This window comes from Streptomyces sp. P3, assembly GCF_003032475.1.
Classification (GTDB): Bacteria; Actinomycetota; Actinomycetes; order Streptomycetales; family Streptomycetaceae; genus Streptomyces.
On sequence record NZ_CP028369.1, the window covers coordinates 9,799,410 to 9,823,198 of the forward strand.

The following is a 23,789-nucleotide window of genomic DNA, read 5'->3' on the forward strand; positions in this document are numbered from 1 at the left end:
GCTCCCTCACGACTGTGCGGCACACCGGGTGGAGTGTGTCCATCGCGCGGCACGTGTCCGTGTTCTCCGGGCCCGCGCCCCCGCTCGGCCGGCGCCCCCGGTCCGGGCAACGGTTGCGCAGCCGAACGAGGACGCCCGTGGGCGACGCCGACGATGCGCGGCACGCTCCGCCGACGGGCCCGCGCGTGCCGCGCCGAGAGCTGCCGCAACCGCGTTTCGTGGGCGAGGTATTGGCCGACAATCCGTTGTGCGGGCGGCCTGCGCGCTGGTGCCCCTCGGCAGCACGCCGGGACGACGGTGGAAGAGCGGCGGGGCACGCGGTCAGATGCCGCCCGTGTTCAGCAGTCGGTTGGGAGTGTCGGAGCGGACGCCGTGCAGGACGCCACGGGTGGCCGTGTGGTCGAGCCAGACGTGGACCTGCTGGGCCGTGGCGTGCGGGTGCGCCGAGAGGTACAGGGCGATCACGCCGGTCGCGTGCGGCGCGGCCCAGGACGTCGCGCCGCCGTCCTCCGTCGCCGTGCCGCCGCCGGCCAGGGCGGCGGTCACCTTCTGGCCGGGGGCGTACAGGTCCACGCACCGTCCGTAGCCCGAACCGTAGGAGCCGCTGTCGCTCCACGCGCGGTCGGCCGGGGTGGAGGCCGCGACGACGATCGTGCCGGGGACGCCGGCGGGGGAGTGCTTGCAGGCGTCGTCATGGTAGTTGCCGGCCGACACCACCGTCGGAATGCCCGCGTCGACCATCTTCTTCACCGCGGTCTCCAGGGCCGCCGACCGGTGGCCGAGGTTGAGCGACATGTTCACCACGGCCGGCTTCTGCGCGTGCGCGGTGACCCACTTGACCGACTTCACCAGCGCCGCCTCGGCCGCTGCGGGGGAACTTCCGCCGCCCTCGCTCTCGCACACGATGCCCTGGACCCGTACGAGGTCCACCTTGGGGGCCACCCCGTACTTCGCCCCTCCGATGACGCCGGCGACGAACGTGCCGTGGCCGACCCCGTCCTCGCCGAAACAGTCGCCGGAGTCCTTCGGGCCCACGAAGTCGGCGCCGAGGCGGGCGCGTCCGCCGAACTCCTTGTGCGTGATGTCCATTCCGGTGTCGATCACGTACACGTGGACGCCCTTGCCCGTGGCGTTGGTGGTGAGCTTCCCGTTCAGCGGCCGTGACCGCTGGTCCAGAATGTCCAGGTTCCACGGAACGTGCCGGGTGAGGGACGATGCCGCGCCCTGCGCGTTCGCGGACAGTTTCTCCACGGCGGCGGGCGACGCCGGCGTCGAACCGGGCCGCGCTCCGTCTCCGGAGGGCGCCACGGACGCTGCCTCGGCGTGCCCGGGAAGGGCTCCGCCGTTCCCGGACGTGGCGCCCGCCTTCCCGCCGCCGCAGGCCGAGGTCCCGAGCGCCGTCGCCATGGCCACCACCACGAGACCGGCCTTCGTCATGTTCCGTGCCACCGCGTCCCCCAGATCCCCGCCTCGTACACAGTCGGCGCAGAAGACGACCAGGAACGGCGCGCGGTTCCCGGGGGGACGCGGGCCCGACTTCCGCGACCCGAGCGGGCACGCCCTGAGGGGCCGTCACGCCGACGGGGGAACGGGGCCGCGTTCCCTCCGGCGGTGGTCTGCGCTACCCGGTGACCAAGGTCGTCACGCTCTGAGCCGGGAGCCGGACGGTGAAGGCGCCGTTCGCCACCGTGATCCTGTTTTGGGACGCGAGGTTCCTGCTCGCGTCGGTCAACCAGGACGACACGCCGGAGGAGCTGTTGTTCCGCAGCGTGAACTGTTGACTCACCGCCGAGGTGCCCTTGTTGACGGCGACGATGACCACCCGGGAGCCGCCGCCGGTGTACGCCGAGGTGTAGACGTTCGGCTGCGGGTTGGGGGTCACGGCGATCCGTACGTGACCCGGACGGACGAACTTGGCGAAGTGCGCCATGCCGGCGCCGCGTCTGCTGATCCGGCCGTCCTCCCGCATGGGCCCGTAGCCGCGCCGGATGTACCACCACACGTAGGCCTGGAACTCGGCGTCCACCATCGCGCGGTGGATGTGTTCCGCGACGTCGAGCGCCTGGGGCCACAGGTCGGCCGAGTCGCTGCTGTTGGGGTAGTAGACCTCGGTCATCCAGAGTTCCTTGCCCCCGCCCTTCTGCTTGAAGAGGGGGTAGGGGAAGTTCGGGAACGACGTGCCGTAGAGGTGTGCCCCGAGAATGTCCAGGTTGGCGAGCGCCGCGGCGTCGTTGAGGAGGGGATCGGAGAAACTCTTCACGTACTGGAAGGACTCCGGGGCGATGACCCTGGTGGTGATGGACCCGGCGTTCTCGCGCAGGAACCTGGCCATCTCGCTCGGAGTCCACCACGTCCAGTCGTGCGCGTAGTCGGGCTCGTTCTGCACGGAGATGGCGTACAGGTTGACTCCGTTGCTCTTCATGAACGCGACGAAGTCGTTCAGGTGCTGTGCATAGGCGCCGTACATGGAGTAGCGGAGCCGTTTCGCGTCGGTCTGCTGGTCCCGGACGAAGGTTTCGACCATGGTGGCGGGAGGGTTCCACGGCGAGGCGAACACGGTCGCCCCGAGTTCGGTGGCGCGCTTGGCCGTCGCGACTTCGCGGCTCCAGTTCGCGCGGTCCTCGGAGACCGGGATCCGCAACACGGAGAACCCGAGCTGACCTTCGCCGTTGCCGAACGCCGTGTCCCTCTGGGCGGCTGTCAGGTCGCCGATCCAGAGTGGGTGGTTCATGCCGCCGAATCCACGGATCGTCTGCCGCGTCGCCGACGGGTCGACGGTCACCGAAGCCGCTGCCGCGGACGGTGTGCGGGACGCTCCGGAGGCGGGGGCCGCGCCCACGAGGACCGACAGGGCGCTCATCGTCGCCAGAACGGCGCGGCGGCTGGGTAATTGCGGCTCGGCACTGCCGGAAGCGCGGTGCTGTGACGCCATGGTTCCTCCTGGACTCGGCCCTGATGTGTGCCTTCTCGTCCCCGTCGGTGACGTTGCGCCGCCTCGGCACGCTTCGGTGACACGGCGCCGAGACGTCGCCATTCGTACGCTGATCGGGAGTGGCTGCCGGCGTGGAGCGCGTGCGGCGTCGGTCGAACCTCAGGCGGGGCCCGGAGCTCGACGGGGGTGGCAGCTCCCTTTCCGGCGAAAGTTTCGGAAGGTCGACCGATCGTGAAGAGGTGTAGGGAGGACCGTAGGGGCACCCCCGCGCATCGTCAAGCCTTGGGGAACCGTTGTCGCGCGACCGGTGGGCAGCCTGGTGCCCGCTCGCCTCATACGGAGGTTTCGCATCCAGTCGGCGCGTCTACGGCTCCGGCTCGCAAAGGGCCGTGGCTACTGTCCGCCGGGCCGCCGGGCCGCCGGTGCGCGGGTCATCAGGCGGGCAGCGTCTCCCGTATCGCCCGTGCGGTGGTGGCCGCGTCGTATCCGTCGGCGACGCCCGGGACCAGGACGATGTCGCCCTCGATGTGCCGTGAACGCAGCGGAGCGATCTCCTGATACGCGGTGGAGCCCCACCACGCCCGTGCCAGGGCGAGCGAGGGGAAGCCGATCACCACGACGGGTCCGGGCCAGCTGCCCTCCAGTACCTCGTGCTGTGCGCCGTGCACCAGGAAGCGGCCCCCGTACGGTGCGAAGGTGTCCGTGATGCGTTCGACGTACTCGGCGATCTCCCGGTGGGGGACAGCCTCCTGCAGGTGCGCGATCGCGTATGCGGACATGGCGTCCTCCTGGCTTGTCGGGTCCTTTGTGCCGACGAGCCTGACACCATGACGTGCCGTGGTCGATGACCTCTCGGGTAAGTGCACCGGCCGGGCCGCGAACACGGGCCCATGCCGCCGCCCGGGTCCGGTGGCCGCGTCCTCGGACGGGAGCCGAGCGCGCTCAGCGTCCGTCGCGCAGCAGCGCGCAGACGAAGTTCTCCTCGACGGCGCGCAGCCGCTCGAGCCGCGCGGGATCGCCGACCTCGTTGATCTGGCTCGTGAGCGAGAACGTCAGTGAGCGGCGGCCGTCGGGTGTGGCGGCGACCAGTTGCGTGTAGCCCGGGAAGTTCCCGGTGTGGCCCAGCACCACGCCGCACCGTGTGGTGTACCGGAAGACGGCCAGACCCGCGGCGTTGCGTCCCGGTCCGGCGGGCACGGACGCGCCCGCGATCCAGCGACGCTGCTCTCGCACGACACGTTCGCCGTAGAGGACGCCCGGGGCGTAGCCGCGGATGAAACGGGTCATGTCGAGCGGAGTCGAGACGATGCCGCCGGATGCCCATGCACCGGACGCGCTGACCGACTCGCTGACGTCCTCCGCAGCCGCGGGGTCGCTCACGTCGTACCCGTGCAGATAGGGCTCGGGCATGCGGTAGCCCTGCGGGAGACCGGTGTCGCGCAGTGCCAGCGGCCGGTGGACCAGTCGCCGCAGGAGCTGTTCGTACGGGGTGGCGGTGACCGCTTCCGCCATCAGGGCGACGGCGATGTTGTCGGAGTTGGAGTACGCGTACCGGCTGCCCGGGGCGAACAGCAACGGCTCGTCGGCCACGTAGTCGAGCAGGCGGCGGGAGTCGAAGTGGTGGCGCGGATCGGCCGCGAGTTCCGCCACGAATTCGGGGGACTGCGAGTAGTCCGGCAGGCCGCTGGTGTGGTGCAGCAACTGCCGCAGCGTCACCCGGCCCCATGCGTCCGGGAGCTGCGGCAGACGCTTGCGCAAGGTGTCGTCCAGACGCAGTGCGCCACGGTCGACGAGGGACAGTGCCACCGCTCCGCTGAAGGCTTTGGCCGTGCTCGCGATCCGCATGTGGTCGTTGACGTGCGGCGGGCGGCCCGTCGCGAGGTCGGCGGCGCCGGCCCGGAACACGCGGGTCTGCTTGCCGTCGCGCAGCACGGCGATGACGGCGGGGGGACCGCCGGGCTCACTCACGAACCGCTCGATCTGACGCTGGAGTGTGCGGTCGTTCGTCGGCCCGGCAGTGCCGGCGGCGGTGCCCGAAGTGATCGGTACCAGTACCGCCGGCGCGATGGCCGCGATGACGAGCACGGTCCTTCGACCCGGTCGCAGGAGGTTACGGCGAGGCCGAGTGGGGCGTGGCGACATCGAGACTCCTGACGGTGGGCGACGGCATGGCAGCTCAAGCCTCACCGGCCGCGGACCGCGACGCCGACTCCTGTTGCTGCATACAGCCCAGTGGATCTCCCGCGTCTGCGCCGTGGCACCGGTCTCGCCGGGGTGCCGATCCGCAGAGGCCGCTGCTCACCCGGGGGCGTGCCGGCCGCCTCGCAGGACGGAGTCACCTCGGCCACGGAGCCTCACGACCGTCACGTTGAGCCGTCGTCCCGTCGGGCGCTCCTCGTCGACGCCGCAGGGCGCGGCTGTCGCCTCCGGCGCCGCCCGCCTCCGCTTCACCGTCATGGATCGATCCGTCCGCAAGTCCCCAACCAGCCATAGGGATATCCCCACGATTCCTTTCACGGACGTCCCCGCCCTGCGAACTCTCCGTAGCATCCCGGCATTCGCTCCTGTCGGCCTCCTCACCCCCACGCTACGGAGACCACACTCATGCCTGCTGCGACCAGCTCATCCGCGTCCGCATGGCGCGACGCCTCGCGTGCCCCTCGCGAAGACTTGGCGGCGCTGCCCTCCGCGCCGGCCCAACCCACCGTCCTGATGGACGACCAGGCACTCGCCGACTTCCTCGAAGCAGCCGCGGGCGCGTACCGACTGGTCACCCCCGAGGCCCCGTTGCCCTGCTTCGCGCTCCTGCTCGGCAGCGTGGAGCCGGCCACGTATCACGTACGGCGCATCGCGTTCGGTCGCAACGCCCGCGCCAGCGATCCGGCAGCTCAGCGCGAGTATCGCGAGACGATCGTGCCCGAGTTCGGGCCGGCGTACGAGAACGAACACCGCGGCTGGTGGATGGACTCCCGAGACGTCCTGCGGGTGTCCCGGGAGGCCGACCTGCTGGGTCTGGACCTGCTCGGCTCCATTCACATGCATCCGGACTGGCATCGCCTGGGCCCGCCGTCCGAGCGGGGGCACGTCCTCAGCGAACGGCCGACCCCGATGGACCGTCACCTCTTCGCCCGGACCCAGTGGCCGCTCAACGTCATCTGCTACCTGGAGCGTCGAGGCGGTGTCTTCTACCACGCCCTGGCGGCCTGGGCGCCGCTGTCCGAGCCTGCTTCCGAGGGCGCCGAGTGCTCCGAGATCCCCCTGCGTATCCGCACGAGTTCCCTGATGGAGGCCTGAGAACGATGCATCAGACCGACGAGACGAATCCCGCCGGCCAGGACAGCGGTCAGCAGATCCGGGCCCTGTGGGCGGAGATGGCCCGCGGATGGGCGGCGGGTGACGCCGCGCACTTCGCCGCGAGCTTCGCGGAGGACTGCGACTTCACGACCGTACGAGGCGACAAGCCTTCCGGTCGCCACGGCATCGAGGCGGGCCATGACGCCCTGTTCCGGGGGCCGTACGCCGGAACCGTCCTCGACGCCCGGGTCGTGGAGGTCCGTTTCCTGCGCCCCGACCTGGCCACGGTGGAGGCGGAGTCGACCGTCACCGCACCCGACGGCGAGTCGCTCACCAGCACGCACGCGTTGGCTGTCGTGGAGCGCACCGCGGACGGCCGTTGGCTGATCCGCGCGTTTCACAACATGGTTCCCGCCCCCCGACCGCCGGACCGTGCCTCCGCCGCGCCGGAATCCACGCCGGATTCCACCGTGGCCAGGCCCACCGCCCGGCCGAAGCTCCGTCACCTGGCCATCGTCGCCCGCGACCCGGGTGCGCTGGCCGAGTTCTACACCTCGGTCTTCGCGATGGAGCTCTTCCACCGGGACCCGGACGGCAGCTGCTTCGTGTCCGACGGATACCTGACGCTCGCCCTGATCAAACACAGGCTGGACGGGGAGACCCCGGTCGGCATGAACCACTTCGGCTTCCATGTCGGGGACACCGCGACCACCTCGGACGCCCTGGTCGCCGCCGGTACGCCGAAGCCGGCCGAACGCTTCAGCGACCGTCCGTTCGCCGAGTACCGGGCCATGGACCCGGAGGGGAACTGGTTCGATCTCTCCGAACACGGCTTCGGCGGCCCGCGGCCGCCGTCCGACGCCGCCGGGAGCGAGGCCTGACCCAGGATCTCGGCGTCCGCCGCTCCCGGTCCGAACCGGCCCTGCGCCCTCGGGGCGCAGGCCGCGAGCGGGCGGCGCCGCGCCGGACACAGCGACCGGGGCGGACGTCCTAGCGCTCGCGCACCTGCGCTTTTTCGTCGCCGTCGCCCAAGAACCCGACTTCTCCGCCGCCCCCGAACTGCCCACGGCGGCGCCCCGTCTCCCCGCGGCGGACGGACCATGGGCCCCCGGCGGACTTCGGAACCGCCGACGGACCGGCAAAACATCCGCCACCACGGCGTCCACTCGTGTGGTGATGCCGACGACGGTGTCGGGGTTCCGTGACCGGTTGGTGAAGGTCGCGTTCACGGCCGTCCGGCAGGCCCGCAAAGCCATCTTGCCGTGCTTCCGGGCCGCTAGAGTGCCCGCACCGTCGCCACAGTTCCGGAATGCGCCGGCCGCTCCACACCACCGGTGCGCCCATCCGGGCCTGGCCAGCGCGGCGTCCGCACGGGGACGGTTCTCCGCCCCCCATCGCCCCGGAAGGCGCACGCCGTGACCACCCGCACCACCCGCACCGCCGCTCCCGCACGTCGTCTCGTCATAGCCGCCGTCGCCTGTGTCTCTCCCCTCTCACTGGCCGCCTGCGGCCTCGCCGACTCCGTCGGCGACGACGCGAAGACCCCGTCCAGGAACGACGACATCACGGTCGGCCTCCTCCTGCCCGACACCGAGACCAGCCGCTTCGAGAAGTTCGACTACCCGCTCATCAAAAAGGACGTCGCCGACCTCACCGACGGCAAAGGCACGGTGAAGTACGCCAACGCCGGGGCGGACCCGGCCATGCAGCTGAAGCAGCTCAAGGACATGATCGCCGCCAAGGTGGACGTGATCCTCGTGGACGCGGTGGACGCCCGGGGCATCAAGGGCGGCGTCGAGAAGGCCAAGGAGGCCGGCATCCCCGTCATCGCCTACGACCGGCTCGCCCAGGGGCCGATCGACGCGTACGTCTCGCACGACAACGAACTCGTCGGCGAGGTGCAGGGCCGCTCGCTCCGGGAGGCGCTCGGCGACAAGGCGGCCACCAGCAAGATCATTATGATGAACGGCTCGCCGGAGGACCCCAACACCGCCCTGTTCAAGGAGGGCGCGCTCAACGAGCTCAAGGGCAACGTCGTCATCGCCGAGACCTACTCCACCTCGCGATGGCTGCCCAGCGTGGCGAAGGCCAACATGAAGAAGGCGATCCGGGCCGTCGGACTGAACGGCATCGCCGCCGTCTACTCGGCGAACGACGGCATGGCGGGGGCCGTCATCGACGCGCTGAAGGAGGCGGGCGCCACCAACCTTCCGCCGGTGACCGGGCAGGACGCGGACCTGGCCGCCGTGCAACGGATCATCTCGGGCGAGCAGTACATGACCGTGTACAAGCCGTTCCTGCTGGAGGCGGAGCAAGCCGCGAAGATGGCGGTGGCCAAGGTGCAGGGGCGCTCGCTCGAGTTCGACGCGCTGACCCGCGACAAGGTCGACAGTCCGACCCAGAAGGGGATTCCGGCGAGCCTGGTGCCGGTGGTCGCCGTCACGAAGGACAACATCGAGGACACGGTCGTCCGGGACGGCGTCTACACCGTCAAGGAGATCTGCACCGCCGAGTACAAGGCGGACTGCGCCGCGATCGGCCTGAAGTAGCGTCCGGGGCAGGCGCCTTCACACGACCCCGAAGCACGCAACCCCGCACCCCGCACCCCGCAGCCCCGCACCACGCGACCCCGCACCACCACGCCGTCCCGTCCGGCGACGCGCCTCCCGACCCGCGCAGGGTGATGTTCCCGCAGTCGGTGTCATGAGAACGGTGGTGCTGGGCACTCGCGTCGGCATGCAGGGAGATGAGAGGTATGTGCGGAGCGGCTCGTACTCCGGTCGTGGACCCGGGGCGCAGCCCTCGCCGCAGCGTGGCGGGGGCAGGCATCGGCGCCCCGGCAGGCGAGAGGGCCGCTGGCACCGCAGGTTTCTGGCCTATCGTGCCGTTCGGCTGATGCCCGCGGTGTCTCCTCACGGGCCCGGCGAGGAGTGCCTGCTGCTGGTGCACGTCCGCAAGGTCGTCGGACAGGTCACGTACCGGGTGTGCGGTGAGTGCGCGAACGGCGTGATCACCGAGGTCGTCCTCGACGAACCGTTCCGTGCCTGCGGGCTGGGCACGAGGGCGGTGTCGCACCTGCGCGCCCGGTATCCCGAGCTGCGGTGGCGCGCCACGCTCGACACCCGGCTCGCGCGTGATCTGATGCGCCGGCTGCGCATCCCCCGGGCGGGCGCGGCAGCAATGTGTCCTCACGTCAGGTCTCCCGCAGCCTCCGCCGGTCACCGCGAGGAGTAGGCGCACCCGCGCGGTACCGACTCGGCGGGCCACGGCGCGGGCGAGGGGCGCGGCGGCTCGGGTGAGCCGCGCCGTCGCGGGGCCGGTCGGGGGAGTGGCCTGTGCGGCGTTCCCGACCGAGGTGACACCGGAGGTTACGCTCACGCCCTGTGCGGGGGCGGCCGGGGAAGGAGGGCGGAAGGGCAGTGCTCCGTCGGGAGCGTCTGTTGAGGACGCTGACCTTCTGTCTCCGGCCTGCTTTCGCCCTGCGTGTCGTCGGCCGGTTCCAGGCGGTCATCGGTTTCGACCGTTCGATGGCGCTGGCTTCGAGCGCGTTCACCGCGCTGATCCCGCTCACCGTCCTGGCCGGGGCCGTGCTGGGCGGCACGGTCCAGGTCGACGCGGCACAGTGGATCATCCAGCGGTACGACCTGGACGGGGCCGGCGCGGAGGCCGTGACGTATCTGTTCTCGCCGGCGCAGGAAGCGGGCGCCGGCACCGGCGTGCTCGGTGTCCTGTTCCTGACGATCTCGGTGCTGAGCTTCGCGCGTGCGGCGCAGCGGCTGGTCGAACAGACCTGGGGGCTCTCGCCGTTGAGTGTGCGCAACTCGCGCAACGGCCTGTGGTGGATCTTCTCCCTCGGCGGCTACGCCCTGGTCAGCGGATGGATCTCCGCGGTGCTCGGCGGATGGGCAGGAGGGCTGCCGGCGGCGGTGTGCGAAGCGGCGGTGAGCGCCGTGTTCCTGGTGTGGAGCGGCTGGATCCTGTCGGCGAAGCGGATCCCGGGCGTCGAGCTGATCCCGTTCGGCATCACGGGGGCGGTACTGGTCAGCGTGTATTCCTGGGGCGCGACCCTCTACCTGCCGCGTCTGTTCAACTCCTACGCCGACCGCTACGGCGTGGTCGGCGCCGTCTTCGCCATGCTCTCGGCCCTGTTCGCCGCCATGCTCGTCATCGTCGCCTCCGCGGTGCTGGGACGTGAGGTGAGCGAGGAACTCGCGCGCATCCGCCAGGGGCTGCGCCCCTCCGAGCACGAGGTCCGCCGGCAGTGGGAGGACGTGCTGGAACAGGCTCGTGCCCGCTGGGGCAGGGTGCGCCAGGACGTCGGCCGTCGCCGGGGGAAGCGCGGTGCGGCGGGACGATGAGTGGGGGACGCCGTGGCCGACCGGGCCGGCCGGTCAGCCGCCTCGGCGTCGATGGAGAACGTGGAGCCGCGAGCGGCGCTCGGCATGACAAGCTGGGCTTTCCATCGCCCGGTCCCAGGAGGTCACCATGGCTGGAAAGTCTTCATCGTCCGAAAGCGCGGAGCCCGTCGACGGCGAGAAGGGCGCCCCCGCGCCCGACGGCGACGGCCAGGACGACCTGAAGCGCAAGTTCCGAGAAGCCCTGGCGCGCAAGCGAGGGATGCAGGCGGACGCCGCCGACGTAGCCGCGAACAGTGACACGTCGAAGGTTCACGGCACGCACGGTCCTGCCGCCAGCCAGCGCTCGTTCCGTCGCAAGAGCGGCTGAGTTCCGGGGCGTGTCCCGAAAGAGCGTCGTCGGCCCGAAGAGGCGGACGGGGACGTTCGGAACGCGCCCCGGGCGGGTATGCGTCGTCCCCACTGCCCTGGGGGGTGGGCGTGGGGACGACGGAGCCCGGTGGCCGGGGGGAGGGCCTTGTTCCGAGCTGTAGGACGCGCATGCTCGCGATCGAGAGATGTACGCGCGTGAGGCCGTTTTTGTGGCGCAGATCACATCACCTGTGGTCGTCTGATCGCGCGGAGCGGCGCCGGACGCCCCGTTCGGGGGTGGGCGGCGCGGTGACGAGGGTGGCCCGCTCGGATGTGACGGGTGCCGTACCCCCAAGGAGTCGATCCTGGCATTCAGGCACCGCTGTCCTCGCCGCACTGGTGGGAGCCTCGTCTGCGCGGGGGGTGAGCCGGGTGTGGGCGGCGGCCAGTGTGAACGCCCACGACTGCGGTAGGGCCCGCGGCGGGCGGCCCGAGCGCCGCCGCGTCCGGGCGAGCCCAAAGGGGTGCCGGCCGACGAGGAGCCGGCCGGCACCCGTCTCGTCGCGAGGACGTCAGCCGACGGTCCACTTCTGGCTCGCCGCACCCGTGCCGGTCAGCTGGACGACTGCCGCTCCGGTCGTCGTCGCGTTGTTCAGCACCCCGAGGTTCAGTCCGCTGTGCACGGCCACCAGCATGTAGACGCTGCCGGTGTAACTGCCGACCAGGTCGAAGAAGAACTGCTGGTTGGTGCCGCCGTTGCAGGTCCACTGGATGAGCTGGCGGTTCTCGGCGGTCGACTTGCTGGGGACGTCCAGACACAGCCCGCTGTTGACGTTCTTGAGCGTGTAGATGTTGGCGGAGACCTTGGTGACCGTCCACCGCTGGCTCGCACCACCGGTGCCGGTCGCCTGGACGATGTTGGCGTTGGAGGCGGTGGACCCTCCGCTGACGTCGAGCAGCAGCGAGCTGCCCGAGTTCGTCAGGGTGTGAGCCGCCGCTGTCGGTACGCCGCTGCCGGGCGTCCAGGTGCCTGCCTGGACGTCCAGCGACCAGGTCGGGTACTGGCCGAGGTTCACCGTCGTACCGCTGATGGTCAGCGGCAGCCAGATGAGCTGGGACGCGCCCAGGTCGGAGGTGTTCCAGCGGTCACCGGCGTAGATGTACGTCGTACCGGAGGCGCCGGCCACCGTGATGATGTTGGCGGTCTGGCTGCCGTACGTCTTGGTGCCCGGGGCGGCGAAGTTCCTCATCGCCGACCAGGCGCCGCTGACGGAGGTGGCGGTGGAGTAGACGTTGTCGTTCAGGCTCCAGCCCGTCAGGTGCGAGGCCAGCAGGTAGTAGACACCGTTGGCCTTGATCATCGCGGGAGACTCGAAGCTGTTGGCACCGCCACCGCTGCCGAGGATGGCGACCGTGCTCACCGGGGTGAGGTAGTCGCTGGAGAGCAGGTCGATGCGCAGGCCGTTGTTGCGGTCCTCCGACATCAGGTAGGCGGTGCCGTCGGTGTCCTGGAACAGGCCGATGTCACGGCTCAGTTGGCCGAGTGGACGGGAGCTGCCCCGATAGTCGTAGGGGCCGCAGGGCGTGCTGCTGGTGGCGACGCCGACCTTGGCCTCGGAGTAGGTGGGGCTGTCGATGTGCACGTACATGACGTACTTCTGGGTGGTGGCGTTGTAGATCACCTTCGGCCGCTCGACCACCCGGGAGGGGCCGAGGTCACCGCTGGCCTGCAGGGACAACGCGTCGCCCCGGTAGGTCCAGTTGGCCAGGTCGGTCGAGCTGTAGCACGTGATGGCCTGGAAGGCCGTGTTGGACGACGTCTCGCCCGTCTTGTTCTCGCCGAAGCCGTACCAGGTGTCACCGACCTTGATGATGCCCATACCGTGCAGCTGCAGGGTGTTGCCGCTGGTGTCGGTCCGTGTCGCGCCGGTCGTGAAGGTCACGGTGCTCGCGGCGCGGGCGGCCGAGGCGGGTATGAGGAGTGCGGCGGCAGCTGCCAGCAGGCTCAGCAGGAGGGCGACGGCGGCGCGCCCTGCTCTGCGTCCGCGGCCGTGGCCGGAAGACGTTCCTCGGGACATGCTTCTTTCACCTCTTCTTCGAGGTCCCGGACTCGTGTCCGTTCGGACGCAGCACGGCGGTGCGGCTTGCGTGGCCGAAGCGGGGAGGGGAGCCGGGCGCGGGCGACCTGAGCGGGGAGGGGCCTGGTACGGCTGAAGCCCGGTAGGGCTGAACCGGGTCCGAGACCGGCTGACGGTCGGACGTATGTGTCTGCCGTCTGGCGGCTCAATGACAACGGGTGCCTGAGGCCATGTCAAGAAGCGTGCGTTGAATTATGTTTCTTTTTGAATGGTGTCGTCGGGTGAGCCGGAGTGCGACACCCGTCAGTTGACGATCGGCCACAGACGGCGTCCGGTCTTCGCGGAGACCGGAACGTCGGATACCCCCGCCCTGCAAGGCGGGGGTATCCGACGTTCTGTGTGGCGGTTTGGCGCGGTCTGCGCTGCCCTTTGCGGCGCGGCCCCCATGTGGATCCGTCGGTTGCCGAGCCACCCCTGCGCACAACGGTTGTAGTAGGGGGCTCAGTTGGGTTACTGATCGGTTTTGTTCGAGATGCCGGTCACTTCTGGACCTCACGGACCACGCCGGGACCCATGCGGTACCGGGACCTCACCCGTGCCGCGCGGTCGGCGGACCGCCGGCCGCGCGGCACGGGCCCGGGGCGACGGCCCCCGAGCCGACGGGCGGCCCTGGGGCCCGCCGGCCGGGCCCGCAGGCATGCCGACGGGGCGCCGGTCAGCCGACCGGTGTGATCGTCCAGAGCAGGTTGGTGCTCTGCTGCCACGTCCACTGCTTGGTCACGGCCCCTGAGGCCACGCTCCCGCCGCCGTCGAGGACCAGCCCGGTGCTGCGGTTGGCGATCGAGTACCGGCCCTGGCCGCGATGGGTGATCTGCCACTGCTGGGTGTTGCCGCCGTCCCAGGCCTTCTGCCGGGCGGGGTCGCCGTTGACGGTGGAGCCCCAGCCGTCGGCGACCATGCCGTTGGTGCGGTTGACAAGTCTGTAGTAACCGTTGCCGAGTTCGATCGCCTGCCACTGGAGGTTGGTGGAGTTCACCGCCTCCCACTGCTTCAGGGCGGAGCCGGCGGCGACGTTGCCGCCGCTGTCCAGGACCAGGTTGTTCGTGACGTTGGTCAGGCGGAAGTACGTAGCGGGGTCGAGCGTCACCTTCAGGGAGGCGATGGCGTCGTTGTTGCCGGTTGTGCGAAGGTCGGGCGTGTCCGCGGTGAACGTCCAGGCGGTGCCGGTGAAGTCGTCACCGGAGTAGCCCGTCACCCTGAATCCGGCGGGCACCCGGAGGGAGGAGGCCATGGCGGGCCCCAGGCCGGCGGCGGACAGCTGGGAGGAGGTGTAGCCGCCCAGCGGCAGGTCGGCGCGAGCACCCTGGTAGTCGACGTGCTGGAACACCGCCGGCGCGGAGAGGCCCACGGGCATGCCCTGGACCTCGACGCACACCACGGAGACCCTCGCGTCCGGCGCGGTGGCCGGCACGGTGACGCTGATCTGGTCGGTGACGGTGTACGGCAGCGAGACCGAGGGGTTGTTCATCAGGTAGACGCGGCTGACAGGGTTGTCGATGGCGGGGATCCGCAGCTTGCCGTCCGTGGGCCAGGTGAAGACGTGGGCGAAGAGCTTGCCGCTCTTCTTCGTGAGCTTGCCCCATGCGGGCTCGGTGGTGGACGGGCTGCCGCTGGTGCCGTGGATGCTGTCGCCGTACGTCGACATCCACGAGGCCAGGCCGGTCAGGACGGTCTGGGTCCCCGCGGTGACCGAGCCGTCGCCCTTGGGGCCGATGTTCAGCAGGAGATTGCCGTCCCGGGAGACGACCGTGACGAGTTCCTGGACGATGTCCTTGACGGAGCGGTACGAGTTCTCACGGGACGCGTTGTAACCCCAGGCGCCGTTCATGGTGGCGCATCGCTCCCACGGCCGGCTCATCGGCGCTCCGGGTATCCCGAACTCCGCGACGGCGTAGTCGCCGAGGCCGTGGTCCCGCTTGACCCGCTCGTTGACGATGAGGCCGGGCTTGCGGGCGATCAGCCAGTTGTAGAGGTCCACACCGTCCGACGTCAGCCACCAGTCCTCGAGGGTGGGGCCGGCCGGCTCGTCGAACCAGTCGCCGTCGAACCACAGCAGTGCCGGGTCGTAGCGGTCCAGCAGTTCCTGAAGCTGCGCCTTCAGGTCGGCGATGTAGGCGGTGCGGGCGGCCTGCGAGGACATCGTGGTGAGACCGCCCTCGTGACGGTCGGTCTGCGAAGGGTGGTTCCAGTCGAGAATCGAGTAGTACAGGCAGAACTTGATGTCGCGGCTTTCACATGCTGCCTTGAGCTCCATGAGCGGGTCGGTCTGCACGCCGTTGTAGTCGTGCAGGTTGTACCGCTTCGCGCCCGTGGTGTCGGTGAAGCCGGCGACGTCGGAGTCCCACATCGCGAAGCCTTCGTGGTGCTTGGCGGTGATCACGAGGTACTTCATGCCCGCGTTCTCGGCCAGTTCGGCGATGGCGGCGGCGTCGAACGCGGTCGGGTCGAAGTTCTGGGTGACCTGGGTCTGGTAGTTCGCCTTGGTCCACTGCTGGCTGTCGAACGCCCACTCGCCCTGGCCGAGCTGGGAGTAGGACCCGAAGTGGATGAACATTCCGAACCTGGCCCGGTACCACCAGTCCATCTTCGGGGGGACCGTGTACGCCTGGGCGGCGGTGGGCCACAGGCCCTGCGGCAGACCGAAGGCCGCGATTCCTCCGGCGAGGGCGGCGGCCTTCATCAGGGTGCGTCTGCTGAGGCGAGCTGAGGACGAGGACATGGGTTGCGGCTCCGAATGTCGGGGAGGGCAGGGCGTGAGGGGGCGGACTGCCGACCGGGGCACGGGCTTTCCGTCGCCCCGGACAGGAGACATCGGATGGATTTATAGATGCCCGGTGAGGATCGCGTCTAGATGTGGCCCGGAGTTGTGACAAAGGGTAAGGAAAAATGAGGAGTGGCCGGGGTGTTGACTCCGGAGTGGAAGAATTCTCCGCTTGTGAGGAGGTGAATACATCGGATCTATAGCGGGCAAGTGACCTTCGAAGGTCCGGGGGAGAGGTCTGCGGCAGCATGGGGTGACCGCATGATCGACGCCGGGGCTGCGGGTGTCCGGGCGGCTTTCAGGCAGCCGTACACGCTCGATTCCTTCGTCTGCACGCTTGATTCGCGTAAGGAACTTCGCCATAGTCGCGGAAATACGTATGCGTTCAGTCGTTTCCGGCGGAGGAGCAGTGCACGATGGATGACATCGACCGGGCCATTCTGCGGGAGCTCCAGGTCGACGGCCGTGTCCCGTACGCCGAGCTGGGACCGAAGGTGGGATTGTCGCCCTCGGCTGCGAGGCTGCGGCTGCAGCGGCTGATCGACGGCAAGGTCGTCCAAATCGTCGGGGTGACCGACCCGATGACCATGAGCCGCCAGTCGATGGCGCTGCTGGGTCTGCGTATCGCCGGCGATTCCCGCGCGGTGGCCGATGAACTGTCCCGGCACGACGAGGTCGTCTACACGGTTCTGACCTCTGGCGGTTACGACCTGTTCGCCGAAGTCGTGTGCAGCAGCCCCCGCACCCTCCTGGACTTCGTCAATGACGTCGTCCGGGCCGTCGACGGAGTCGCGTCCGTGGAGAGCTTCCCCTACTTCGCGATCCACACCCACCGCTTCCTGTGGGACGTCGACCAGGGACGACCGAAGCCATGAGCGCCCGCGCCGTGAACCCCGGGCTCATCCACCCAGCCGAGGAAACCTGCATGCCGCACCACGCACACCGCGCCGTCGACTTCTTCGCCCACGGCGCCCTCCCGGCACCGCGGATGACCACCGCCCAGGCCGAGTTCGTCGCTGCCCGCCACCTCGGCCTCACCGCTCGTGCGACCGCCCTGGGAAGCCAGCAGGACGCCAATTTCCTGCTCCTCGCGGACGACGGGACAGCCCTGGCGATCCTGAAGATCGCCAACCCCGCCTTCGGTCCGGTGGAGGTCGAGGCCCAGGACACGGCCGCCGACCTGATCGCCGCGGCGCACCCGGAACTGCGCGTCGCGACCGTCCTGCGTCACTGCGACGGCTCCCCACGCCGCACCACGGTCGACACCGGGGGCGGACCGGCCGTCGCCCGGCTGCTTCGCCATCTGCCGGGCGGACCGCTCACGGGCTCCCGCCACCTGTCCCCGGGCACGGTGGCGGCCATGGGCGCCATCACCGCCAAGGTCGGCAACGCCCTGCGGGACTTCCGGCACCCCGGCCTCGACCGGGTGCTCCAGTGGGACCTGCGGCACGCGTCCCGTGTCGTCGCCGAACTCGCCGAGTACATCGACGAGCCGGACCGACGCACCGCCGTCCGTACCGCGACCGCACACGCCTGGGCCGAGGTGGAGAACCACGCGGCCGCGTTGCCGTCGCAGGCCGTGCATCTGGACCTCACCGACGACAACCTGATCCGCTCGCTCGACGGACACCCGCCGAAGCCCGACGGCATCATCGACTTCGGTGACCTGACGACGAGTTGGGCGGTGAGCGAACTGGCCGTGTCGCTGTCCTCGATGCTCCACCACGACGGCGTCGAACCCCACCACGTGCTGCCCGCCGTCCGGGCCTTCCACGCGGTGCGGCCGCTCTCCGCGCAGGAGGCGGAGGTGGTGTGGCCACTCGTGGTGCTGCGCGCCGCCGTCCTGGTGGCCAGCGGACATCACCAGGCCTGCGTCGACGAGGACAACGCCTACGCCACGGCCGCCCTCGACCACGAATGGCTCATCTTCGAGCAGGCCACCCGGCTGCCCCATCAGGTGATGACCCGCCTCGTCAAGGACGCGATCGGCGCGGCCGACGCGTCGGCGTGGGCGGACGGTCCTGCCCGGACCGTTGCGCCGACGCCGGCCGTTGCGCCGACGCCGGCCGCTGCGCCGGCACATCGCCTGCTGCGCGGCGTGACCGCCACCGACATCACCACCCTCGACCTGTCCACCGGCGCGGACTCCATGGACCACGGGGCGTGGCTCGCGGCGGACACCGAGCACCGGCAGGCACGCGCCGCGCTCGCGGACGGGGCCTCCGTGGTGGCCACTCACTACGCGCAGGCACGGCTCACCCGGGCTCCCGCGCTGTCGGCTGAGTCTCCCGCCACGGTGCCCACCGGCATCGACCTGTGGCTCGGACGGGCCGTGGTGGCGCAGGCTCCCGCCGCGGGAGAGGTCCTCGCCGCGGCGCCGGGCCGCGTCGAGATCGCCTACGGCGCCAGGGTGCTGACGTTGTCCTTCCCGGACACGGTCAAGCCGGTGGTGGACGCCGGCCGGACGGCCCGGGCGGGCGAGGACCTCGCCGTTCTGCCCGCCGGAGCCTCGGTCCACGTGGCGTTGCTCCCCGCAGGCGGCCCCCTCGTGCCGCGCCTGGTCCGTCCCGAGTACGCGGCCGGATGGCTCGCGCTCACAGCGGATCCCGGTCCCCTCCTCGGGCTCCCGGCCGCCGGACGTGCCGAGCCGGCGGACCTGCTGGCGCGGCGCGGAGCCGTGTTCGCGACGGTGCAGGAGCACTACTACGCCGACCCTCCTCGCATCGAACGCGGTTGGCGCCACCATCTGCTGTCCGTCGAGGGCCGCTCCTACCTCGACATCGTCAACAACGTCACCCCGCTGGGCCACGCCCACCCGCGGGTCGAGAAGGCCGTGGCCCGTCAGCTGCGGCGGCTCAACACCAACTCGCGGTTCCACTACGCCTCGGTCGTGGAGTTCACCGAACGCCTCGCAAGCCTCCTGCCCGAGCCGCTGGACACGGTGTTCCTGGTCAACTCCGGATCCGAGGCGGTGGACCTGGGCCTGCGTCTCGCCGTCGGAGCCACCGGACAGCACGACGTCGTCGCGGTCCGCGAGGCCTACCACGGCTGGACCCACGCCTCCGACGCGGTGTCCACCTCGCTCCAGGACAACCCGAACGCCCTGGCAACCCGGCCGAGTTGGGTACACACCGTGGACTCGCCCAATGCGTACCGCGGGCGGCACCGCGGTGTGCGGGCGGCGTGCTACGGGCCGGAGGCGGCGGCGGTCGTCGACGAGCTGGCCGCTTCGGGCCGCCCGGCCGGGGCCTTCGTCAGCGAGACCTTCTACGGAAACGCCGGGGGAGTGGCCCTGCCGGACGGCTATCTCGCCGAGGTGTACGCGGCCGTCCGCCGCCACGGCGGGCTCGCCGTCGCCGACGAGGTGCAGGTGGGCTACGGCCGCCTGGGTCAATGGTTCTGGGGATTCGAACAGCAGCAGGTCGTTCCCGACGTGGTCTGTGTGGCCAAAGCCATGGGCAACGGGCACCCCCTCGGCGCCGTCATCACGTCCAAGGCGGTCGCCGACCGCTATCGCGACCAGGGCTACTTCTTCTCCTCCACAGGGGGGAGCCCGGTCTCGAGCGTCGTGGGTCTCACCGTCCTGGACACGCTGCGCGACGAGGACCTCCAGGGCAACGCGGTGCGCGTCGGAGGCCGCCTGAAGAGCCGGCTCCTGGCGCTGGCGGCCGACTACGGCGTCATCGGCGCCGTCCACGGCTCGGGTCTCTACCTCGGCCTCGAACTCGTGCGGGACCGCGGCACGTTGGAGCCCGCCACGGAGGAGACCGCCGAACTGTGCGATCGCCTCCTCGACCTCGGCGTGGTCGTTCAGCCCACCGGTGACCACCTCAACATCCTGAAGATCAAACCCCCGTTGTGCATCGACGCCGCCGCCGTCGACTTCTTCGCCGACATGCTGGACCGCGCCCTCGAGGAGCTCGGTCACGGCGGTTGAGCCGCAACCCGGGCGGACGTCGCCGGTCTCCTGCCACGCGCCGGGTCCGGGCGCCGTCCGAGGGCGGCACGCCGGTCGCGTCCGGGATCCGGCTGATGCCTCGGCGCGGGCGATTTTCCACGGCCGCGGGGAGCAGGTGACGCGCGGAGGGCGACTCGCCCGCCGACGCCAGGTCTGCGCTGCGCTTTCGGGGGCAGACGGCGGTGCGTCGGCATCCACGAACCGTGGGCCGACACACCATGCCGTGCCTACCCGTGGGAGACCTGATGCCGACCGCCGCACCGGAAAGACCGGCCGAGCTTCCCGGCCGCAGACCAGGGGTCGGTCAGGCCGGCCGGTCGTTCGCGCTGCCTCGAGGCACCGGCCGGGCCGCCGCGCGCACAGGGGCACTGACGGTCTGCCAGGGCGCGGTCATGGTGGGATGCGGACTGCTGATCACCGGACCGGCTCGCGGACTGTGGCCGATGACGGTCGAGGACGACGTCAACGAGCGCCTGCAAGACGCCCGGACCGCAACCCTCACCACTCTGTCGTCCTTCGGGTCGGAGGCCGGCGACACCCTCACCGTGATCGCCGTCACCGTCCTGGCCTGCGCGGGTCTGATCCTGATACCCCGGCCGCCGATGTGGCGGCAGGCGGCCTTCCTCGCCGTCGCCGTGTCCCTGCAGTCGCTGGTCTTCCTGGTCATCACCGAGGCGGTGGACCGCCATCGGCCCGAAGTGCATCGCCTCGACGCCTCCCCGCCCACCTCCAGCTACACCTCGGGCCACACCGGCGCGGCCACCGCGGTCTACGGCGGACTCGCGGTGCTCGCGCTGACCCGGCTCCGCGGCCCGTGGCGGCGGATCGTGGGCGCTGTGCTGCTGGTCGTTCCGGTGGTGGTCGCACTCGCCCGCCTCTACCGGGGCATGCACCACCCCACGGACGTCATGGGCGGGCTGGTCAACGGCAGCCTGTCCCTGCTGATCGTCGGCCGCACCCTGCTCACCGACGCCACCGTGACCGCCGCGGCCGACGTGCGCCCGGCGTCGTCCTCGGCGAGTACGGGAACGAGCACGGGAACACACCCGGGAACGCGCTCGGCTGCACCGGGCGAAGGCCGCGCTGCGGTGATCATCAACCCCACGGTGACCGGTGCAGCCGATCGCGAGGAGCTGCGCGGAATCCTGGACAGACACGGCTACCGCGCGCCGGCGTTCATCGAGACCACGGCAGAGGACCCGGGCACCGGTCAGACGGCCGGCGCGCTCCGGGACGGCGCGGAACTGGTCGTGGTCTGCGGCGGCGACGGCACCTTGCGCGCGGCGGCGGACGCGTTGGCCGGCACCGGGGTACCGCTGGCCGTCGTGCCCTGCGGAACCGGCAATCTGCTGGCCCGCAACCTCGGACTGCCCCTGTCCCCCACCGACGCGCTCGACGCCGCACTGCGCGGCACGCCACGCCGCATCGACCTCGGCCGCATCGAGGGCGACGCCCTCCCCGCCTCCCACTTCGCCGCCATGTCCGGAGCGGGTCTGGACGCGGCGATCATGGAGCACACCGACGATCGCGCCAAGTCCGTTCTGGGCTGGCCCGCCTATCTACTGGCCGGTATCGGCACACTGCGCACCCCGCGGATGCGCCTGACCGTCCGCCTCGACGACGCCCCCGCCCTGCACCGCACCGCCCGCATGGTGCTCATCGGCAACGTCGGCACCGTGCAGGGCGGGACGACACTCCTGCCCGCCGCCCGTCCCGACGACGGCCTGCTCGACCTGCTGCTCCTCGACCCGCGCGGCGTCGGCGGCTGGATGCGCGCGCTGGCCACGCTGGTGCGCGGCGGAGCGAGGGCGCCCCGGCCGTCGACCGCGGACACCCCCTCGGCGGAGAACGGCGACGGCAACGGACTGCCGGTGGAGTTCTTCACCTTCCGAAAGGCCGACCTGACCTTCGACTCCGTGCAGTCCCGAGAGCTCGACGGAGACCCGGTGACGCAAGGCCGGCGGCTCACCGCCGAGGTCAGGCCGGGTGCGCTGACCGTGCTGCTGCCCGCGGGAGGTGAGTGACGTGGGTACCGCGACCAAGGTGCCCGAGACCCGCGACATGAGGGGCGACGAACTGTCCGCGGACGAGGCGCTGGCGGCGTTGCGCCGCTACGGCCGCTGGGCCCTGCTGCGTGACTCCTTCGTGCGTTTCCGGTACGCCGACGGCTTCACCCATTCCCGGGCGCTCGCCCTGCAGACCGTTCTGTCGGTGATCCCGTTGGCCATCGCGTTCGTCGGGCTCTCCACGACACTGCACACCGAGAACATCGGCCGGATGGCCGAGCTGACGATCCACCGGATCGCGGAAGGGCCCAGTGTCGACGTCGTCGACGACGCGCTGAGCCGCAGCCGCCGCACGGCGGGCGACGGTGCGCAGATCGCGCTGTGGTTCGGGCTGGTCTTCTCGCTGGTCAACACCACCACCGCGATGTGCCAGATCGAGCGCGGAGCCAACCGGATCTACGGCAACGAGCGCGACCGGCCCTTCCGGCGGAAGTACCTGCGTGGTCTGGTGATGTCCGTCTCCGCCGGACTGCCCCTCGGACTCGGGTTCGTCGTCATGGTGGCCGGCGGCGACCTCGCCTCCGCGGCGGTGACCGTCTACCGGCTCGACGGAGGCGCCCAGACCGCCTGGCAGATACTGCGGTGGCCCTTCGGACTGCTGCTCGCGCTGATCTCGGCCAGCGTGATCTTCCGCCGGGCACCCCGTCGCAGACAGCCCGGGTACACCTGGCTGGCGTTCGGCTCCGCCGTGTACCTGGTGCTGTGGACGACGCTCACCTGGCTGCTGAGCCTGTACCTCGGGATCAGCGGTTCCTTCGACACGGTGTACGGCCCGCTCAGCGCCTTCATGTCCCTGCTGTTGTGGGCCTACCTGACCTCCGTCGCCCTTTTCCTCGGGCTGGCCTTCGCCGCGCAGCTGGAGGCCGCGCGGGCCCTGCGGTCCGACCCCGTCGAACCCGACCCTGGAGTCTGAATGGCTGTGCGAGCAGCGGTCCTGCACCTTCGAGACCGTCGTCGACGGGCGGCCGACCGCAGATTCGGCGCCCGACTCCTCGGGGCTGCCTTCGTGGCCGCCTTCGCCGCGGTGCCCTTCGCGCTGCTGCTGGTCCTCGTCGAGGGCCGGTGGGGGCCGCTGCGGCGGGTGGACGTGGGCGCCGCCGAGCGACTGCACCGGACGGCTGTGACGCATCCGGCGTGGACCCGCACCCTGCGCCTCCTCTCCGACTGGGTGTGGGACCCCGCCGTGCTGCGGACGGCCGTCGCGCTGCTGACCGTCTGGCTGCTGTACCGCAGGGCCTGGCGGCTGGCCGCCTGGTCCGCCGTGACGGCAGTGGCCGGCGGACTGATCGGCCTCCTCGTCAAGACGGTCGTGGAGCGAGCCCGGCCGTCCCTCGAGGATCCGGTGGCGCACGCGCCGGGATTCTCCTTCCCGTCGGGTCACGCGATGACGGCCACCACGTCGTTCGCCGTCCTGCTGCTGGTCCTGCTGCCCCTGGTGCCGCGGGCCTGGCGGCCCCTGTGCTGGTGCGTCGCAGTGGCGTCCGTGCTGGGCGTCGGCTTCACCCGCGTCGCACTCGGTGTGCACTGGTTCAGCGACGTCGTGGGCGGCTGGCTGCTGGGTCTGGCCGTCGTCGCGCTCACCGCCTGGGCCTTCGAGGCCTGGCGCGCCGACGCCGGCCTGGGCCGCACCGAGGTGACCGAGGGGCTGGAGCCCGAACTCGTCGATGCCCACCCCGAGCCCTCACCCTGACCCTCGCTGTGGTGGACTCCTCGCTCGCCGACCGCGACGACGACGGAAGCAGGGCGAACCAGGCGACCTACACCGCACAGTTCGACGTCTTGAACCAGGCGGCGGCACAGGCACCCGGTGATGTCATCGTGGTCACGCACAAGCCACTGTGGACGGTGAAGGCGGCCGGGCAGACACCAGGGGCGGTGACCTGGGCCACCCACGCCCTCGACGGGCCGTCGCCGACAGTCAACTCCACCGCCTG

Annotated in this window: 17 protein-coding genes; 11 read left to right on the plus strand and 6 right to left on the minus strand. The window is 70.8% G+C overall.

Annotation, left to right across the window (positions count from 1 at the left end; translation table 11 throughout):
- Window positions 1–321: 321 nt before the first annotated feature.
- The 4 genes from C6376_RS43435 to C6376_RS43450 all read right to left on the minus strand — a co-directional run bounded on the left by C6376_RS43435 (window position 322) and on the right by C6376_RS43450 (window position 5,017).
- Window positions 322–1,437, minus strand: a complete 1,116-nt coding sequence (locus C6376_RS43435; protein WP_254076320.1) for a S8 family peptidase — start codon at window positions 1,435–1,437, stop codon at window positions 322–324.
- A gap of 184 nt (window positions 1,438–1,621) precedes the next feature.
- Window positions 1,622–2,932 carry a glycoside hydrolase family 30 beta sandwich domain-containing protein gene (locus C6376_RS43440; protein WP_107448662.1) on the minus strand — a complete coding sequence of 437 codons (1,311 nt, stop codon included), beginning with the start codon at window positions 2,930–2,932 and terminating at the stop codon, window positions 1,622–1,624.
- 434 nt (window positions 2,933–3,366) lie between these two features.
- The gene (locus C6376_RS43445) at window positions 3,367–3,711 is read right to left on the minus strand and encodes a DUF1330 domain-containing protein (protein ID WP_107448663.1); all 345 of its coding nucleotides are present in this window, start codon (window positions 3,709–3,711) and stop codon (window positions 3,367–3,369) included.
- 163 nt (window positions 3,712–3,874) lie between these two features.
- The gene (locus C6376_RS43450; RefSeq protein WP_254076321.1) at window positions 3,875–5,017 is read right to left on the minus strand and encodes a serine hydrolase; all 1,143 of its coding nucleotides are present in this window, start codon (window positions 5,015–5,017) and stop codon (window positions 3,875–3,877) included.
- A gap of 627 nt (window positions 5,018–5,644) precedes the next feature.
- Between C6376_RS43450 and C6376_RS43455 the strand changes: the two genes are divergently transcribed.
- From C6376_RS43455 to C6376_RS43480, 6 genes are all read left to right on the plus strand, one after another.
- Window positions 5,645–6,226, plus strand: a complete 582-nt coding sequence (locus tag C6376_RS43455; protein WP_254076322.1) for a hypothetical protein — start codon at window positions 5,645–5,647, stop codon at window positions 6,224–6,226.
- Window positions 6,227–6,231: 5 nt separating this feature from the next.
- A complete protein-coding gene (locus C6376_RS43460) occupies window positions 6,232–7,107 on the plus strand; it encodes an SgcJ/EcaC family oxidoreductase (RefSeq protein WP_107448666.1) in 876 nt (291 codons plus the stop codon).
- A 534-nt stretch (window positions 7,108–7,641) separates the two neighbouring features.
- Window positions 7,642–8,775: a sugar ABC transporter substrate-binding protein gene (locus C6376_RS43465; protein WP_107448667.1), complete on the plus strand. Its 1,134-nt coding sequence runs from the start codon at window positions 7,642–7,644 to the stop codon at window positions 8,773–8,775.
- A 346-nt stretch (window positions 8,776–9,121) separates the two neighbouring features.
- The gene (locus tag C6376_RS43470) at window positions 9,122–9,460 is read left to right on the plus strand and encodes an N-acetyltransferase (protein ID WP_254076323.1); all 339 of its coding nucleotides are present in this window, start codon (window positions 9,122–9,124) and stop codon (window positions 9,458–9,460) included.
- A gap of 206 nt (window positions 9,461–9,666) precedes the next feature.
- Window positions 9,667–10,584 (plus strand): YihY/virulence factor BrkB family protein, encoded by a 918-nt coding sequence (locus C6376_RS43475; RefSeq protein ID WP_254076324.1) that lies wholly within the window; start codon window positions 9,667–9,669, stop codon window positions 10,582–10,584.
- 127 nt (window positions 10,585–10,711) lie between these two features.
- Window positions 10,712–10,951, plus strand: coding sequence for a DUF5302 domain-containing protein (locus C6376_RS43480; RefSeq protein ID WP_107448668.1), 240 nt, complete (start codon window positions 10,712–10,714; stop codon window positions 10,949–10,951).
- Between the two features lie 553 nt (window positions 10,952–11,504).
- Here the strand turns inward: C6376_RS43480 and C6376_RS43485 are convergent.
- Together C6376_RS43485 and C6376_RS43490 are read right to left on the minus strand one after the other, a co-directional pair.
- Window positions 11,505–13,010 carry an RICIN domain-containing protein gene (locus C6376_RS43485; RefSeq protein WP_107448669.1) on the minus strand — a complete coding sequence of 502 codons (1,506 nt, stop codon included), beginning with the start codon at window positions 13,008–13,010 and terminating at the stop codon, window positions 11,505–11,507.
- Between the two features lie 715 nt (window positions 13,011–13,725).
- Window positions 13,726–15,750 (minus strand): alpha-L-fucosidase, encoded by a 2,025-nt coding sequence (locus tag C6376_RS43490; protein ID WP_159083482.1) that lies wholly within the window; start codon window positions 15,748–15,750, stop codon window positions 13,726–13,728.
- A 497-nt stretch (window positions 15,751–16,247) separates the two neighbouring features.
- Between C6376_RS43490 and C6376_RS43495 the strand changes: the two genes are divergently transcribed.
- The 5 genes from C6376_RS43495 to C6376_RS43515 all read left to right on the plus strand — a co-directional run bounded on the left by C6376_RS43495 (window position 16,248) and on the right by C6376_RS43515 (window position 23,545).
- Window positions 16,248–16,706 (plus strand): Lrp/AsnC family transcriptional regulator, encoded by a 459-nt coding sequence (locus C6376_RS43495; RefSeq protein WP_107448671.1) that lies wholly within the window; start codon window positions 16,248–16,250, stop codon window positions 16,704–16,706.
- 50 nt (window positions 16,707–16,756) lie between these two features.
- Window positions 16,757–19,768 (plus strand): aminotransferase, encoded by a 3,012-nt coding sequence (locus C6376_RS43500; protein ID WP_107449523.1) that lies wholly within the window; start codon window positions 16,757–16,759, stop codon window positions 19,766–19,768.
- 266 nt (window positions 19,769–20,034) lie between these two features.
- Window positions 20,035–21,813: a diacylglycerol kinase family protein gene (locus C6376_RS43505; RefSeq protein ID WP_107449524.1), complete on the plus strand. Its 1,779-nt coding sequence runs from the start codon at window positions 20,035–20,037 to the stop codon at window positions 21,811–21,813.
- Between the two features lies 1 nt (window position 21,814).
- Window positions 21,815–22,768, plus strand: coding sequence for a YihY/virulence factor BrkB family protein (locus tag C6376_RS43510; protein ID WP_107448672.1), 954 nt, complete (start codon window positions 21,815–21,817; stop codon window positions 22,766–22,768).
- Entirely contained in the window at window positions 22,769–23,545 is a 777-nt protein-coding gene (locus C6376_RS43515; RefSeq protein WP_107448673.1) for a phosphatase PAP2 family protein, read from the plus strand.
- Window positions 23,546–23,789: the final 244 nt, after the last annotated feature.

Excerpts from the sequence above, each read along its gene's own strand:
- C6376_RS43435 (WP_254076320.1), bottom strand. The coding sequence starts at position 1,437 with ATGACGAAGGCCGGTCTCGTGGTGGTGGCCATGGCGACGGCGCTCGGG.
- C6376_RS43440 (WP_107448662.1), bottom strand. The coding sequence starts at position 2,932 with ATGGCGTCACAGCACCGCGCTTCCGGCAGTGCCGAGCCGCAATTACCC.
- C6376_RS43445 (WP_107448663.1), bottom strand. The coding sequence starts at position 3,711 with ATGTCCGCATACGCGATCGCGCACCTGCAGGAGGCTGTCCCCCACCGG.
- C6376_RS43455 (WP_254076322.1), top strand. The coding sequence starts at position 5,645 with ATGGACGACCAGGCACTCGCCGACTTCCTCGAAGCAGCCGCGGGCGCG.
- C6376_RS43460 (WP_107448666.1), top strand. The coding sequence starts at position 6,232 with ATGCATCAGACCGACGAGACGAATCCCGCCGGCCAGGACAGCGGTCAG.
- C6376_RS43470 (WP_254076323.1), top strand. The coding sequence starts at position 9,122 with ATGCCCGCGGTGTCTCCTCACGGGCCCGGCGAGGAGTGCCTGCTGCTG.
- C6376_RS43480 (WP_107448668.1), top strand. The coding sequence starts at position 10,712 with ATGGCTGGAAAGTCTTCATCGTCCGAAAGCGCGGAGCCCGTCGACGGC.
- C6376_RS43485 (WP_107448669.1), bottom strand. The coding sequence starts at position 13,010 with ATGTCCCGAGGAACGTCTTCCGGCCACGGCCGCGGACGCAGAGCAGGG.
- C6376_RS43490 (WP_159083482.1), bottom strand. The coding sequence starts at position 15,750 with ATGAAGGCCGCCGCCCTCGCCGGAGGAATCGCGGCCTTCGGTCTGCCG.
- C6376_RS43495 (WP_107448671.1), top strand. The coding sequence starts at position 16,248 with ATGGATGACATCGACCGGGCCATTCTGCGGGAGCTCCAGGTCGACGGC.
- C6376_RS43500 (WP_107449523.1), top strand. The coding sequence starts at position 16,757 with ATGCCGCACCACGCACACCGCGCCGTCGACTTCTTCGCCCACGGCGCC.
- C6376_RS43505 (WP_107449524.1), top strand. The coding sequence starts at position 20,035 with ATGCCGACCGCCGCACCGGAAAGACCGGCCGAGCTTCCCGGCCGCAGA.
- C6376_RS43515 (WP_107448673.1), top strand. The coding sequence starts at position 22,769 with ATGGCTGTGCGAGCAGCGGTCCTGCACCTTCGAGACCGTCGTCGACGG.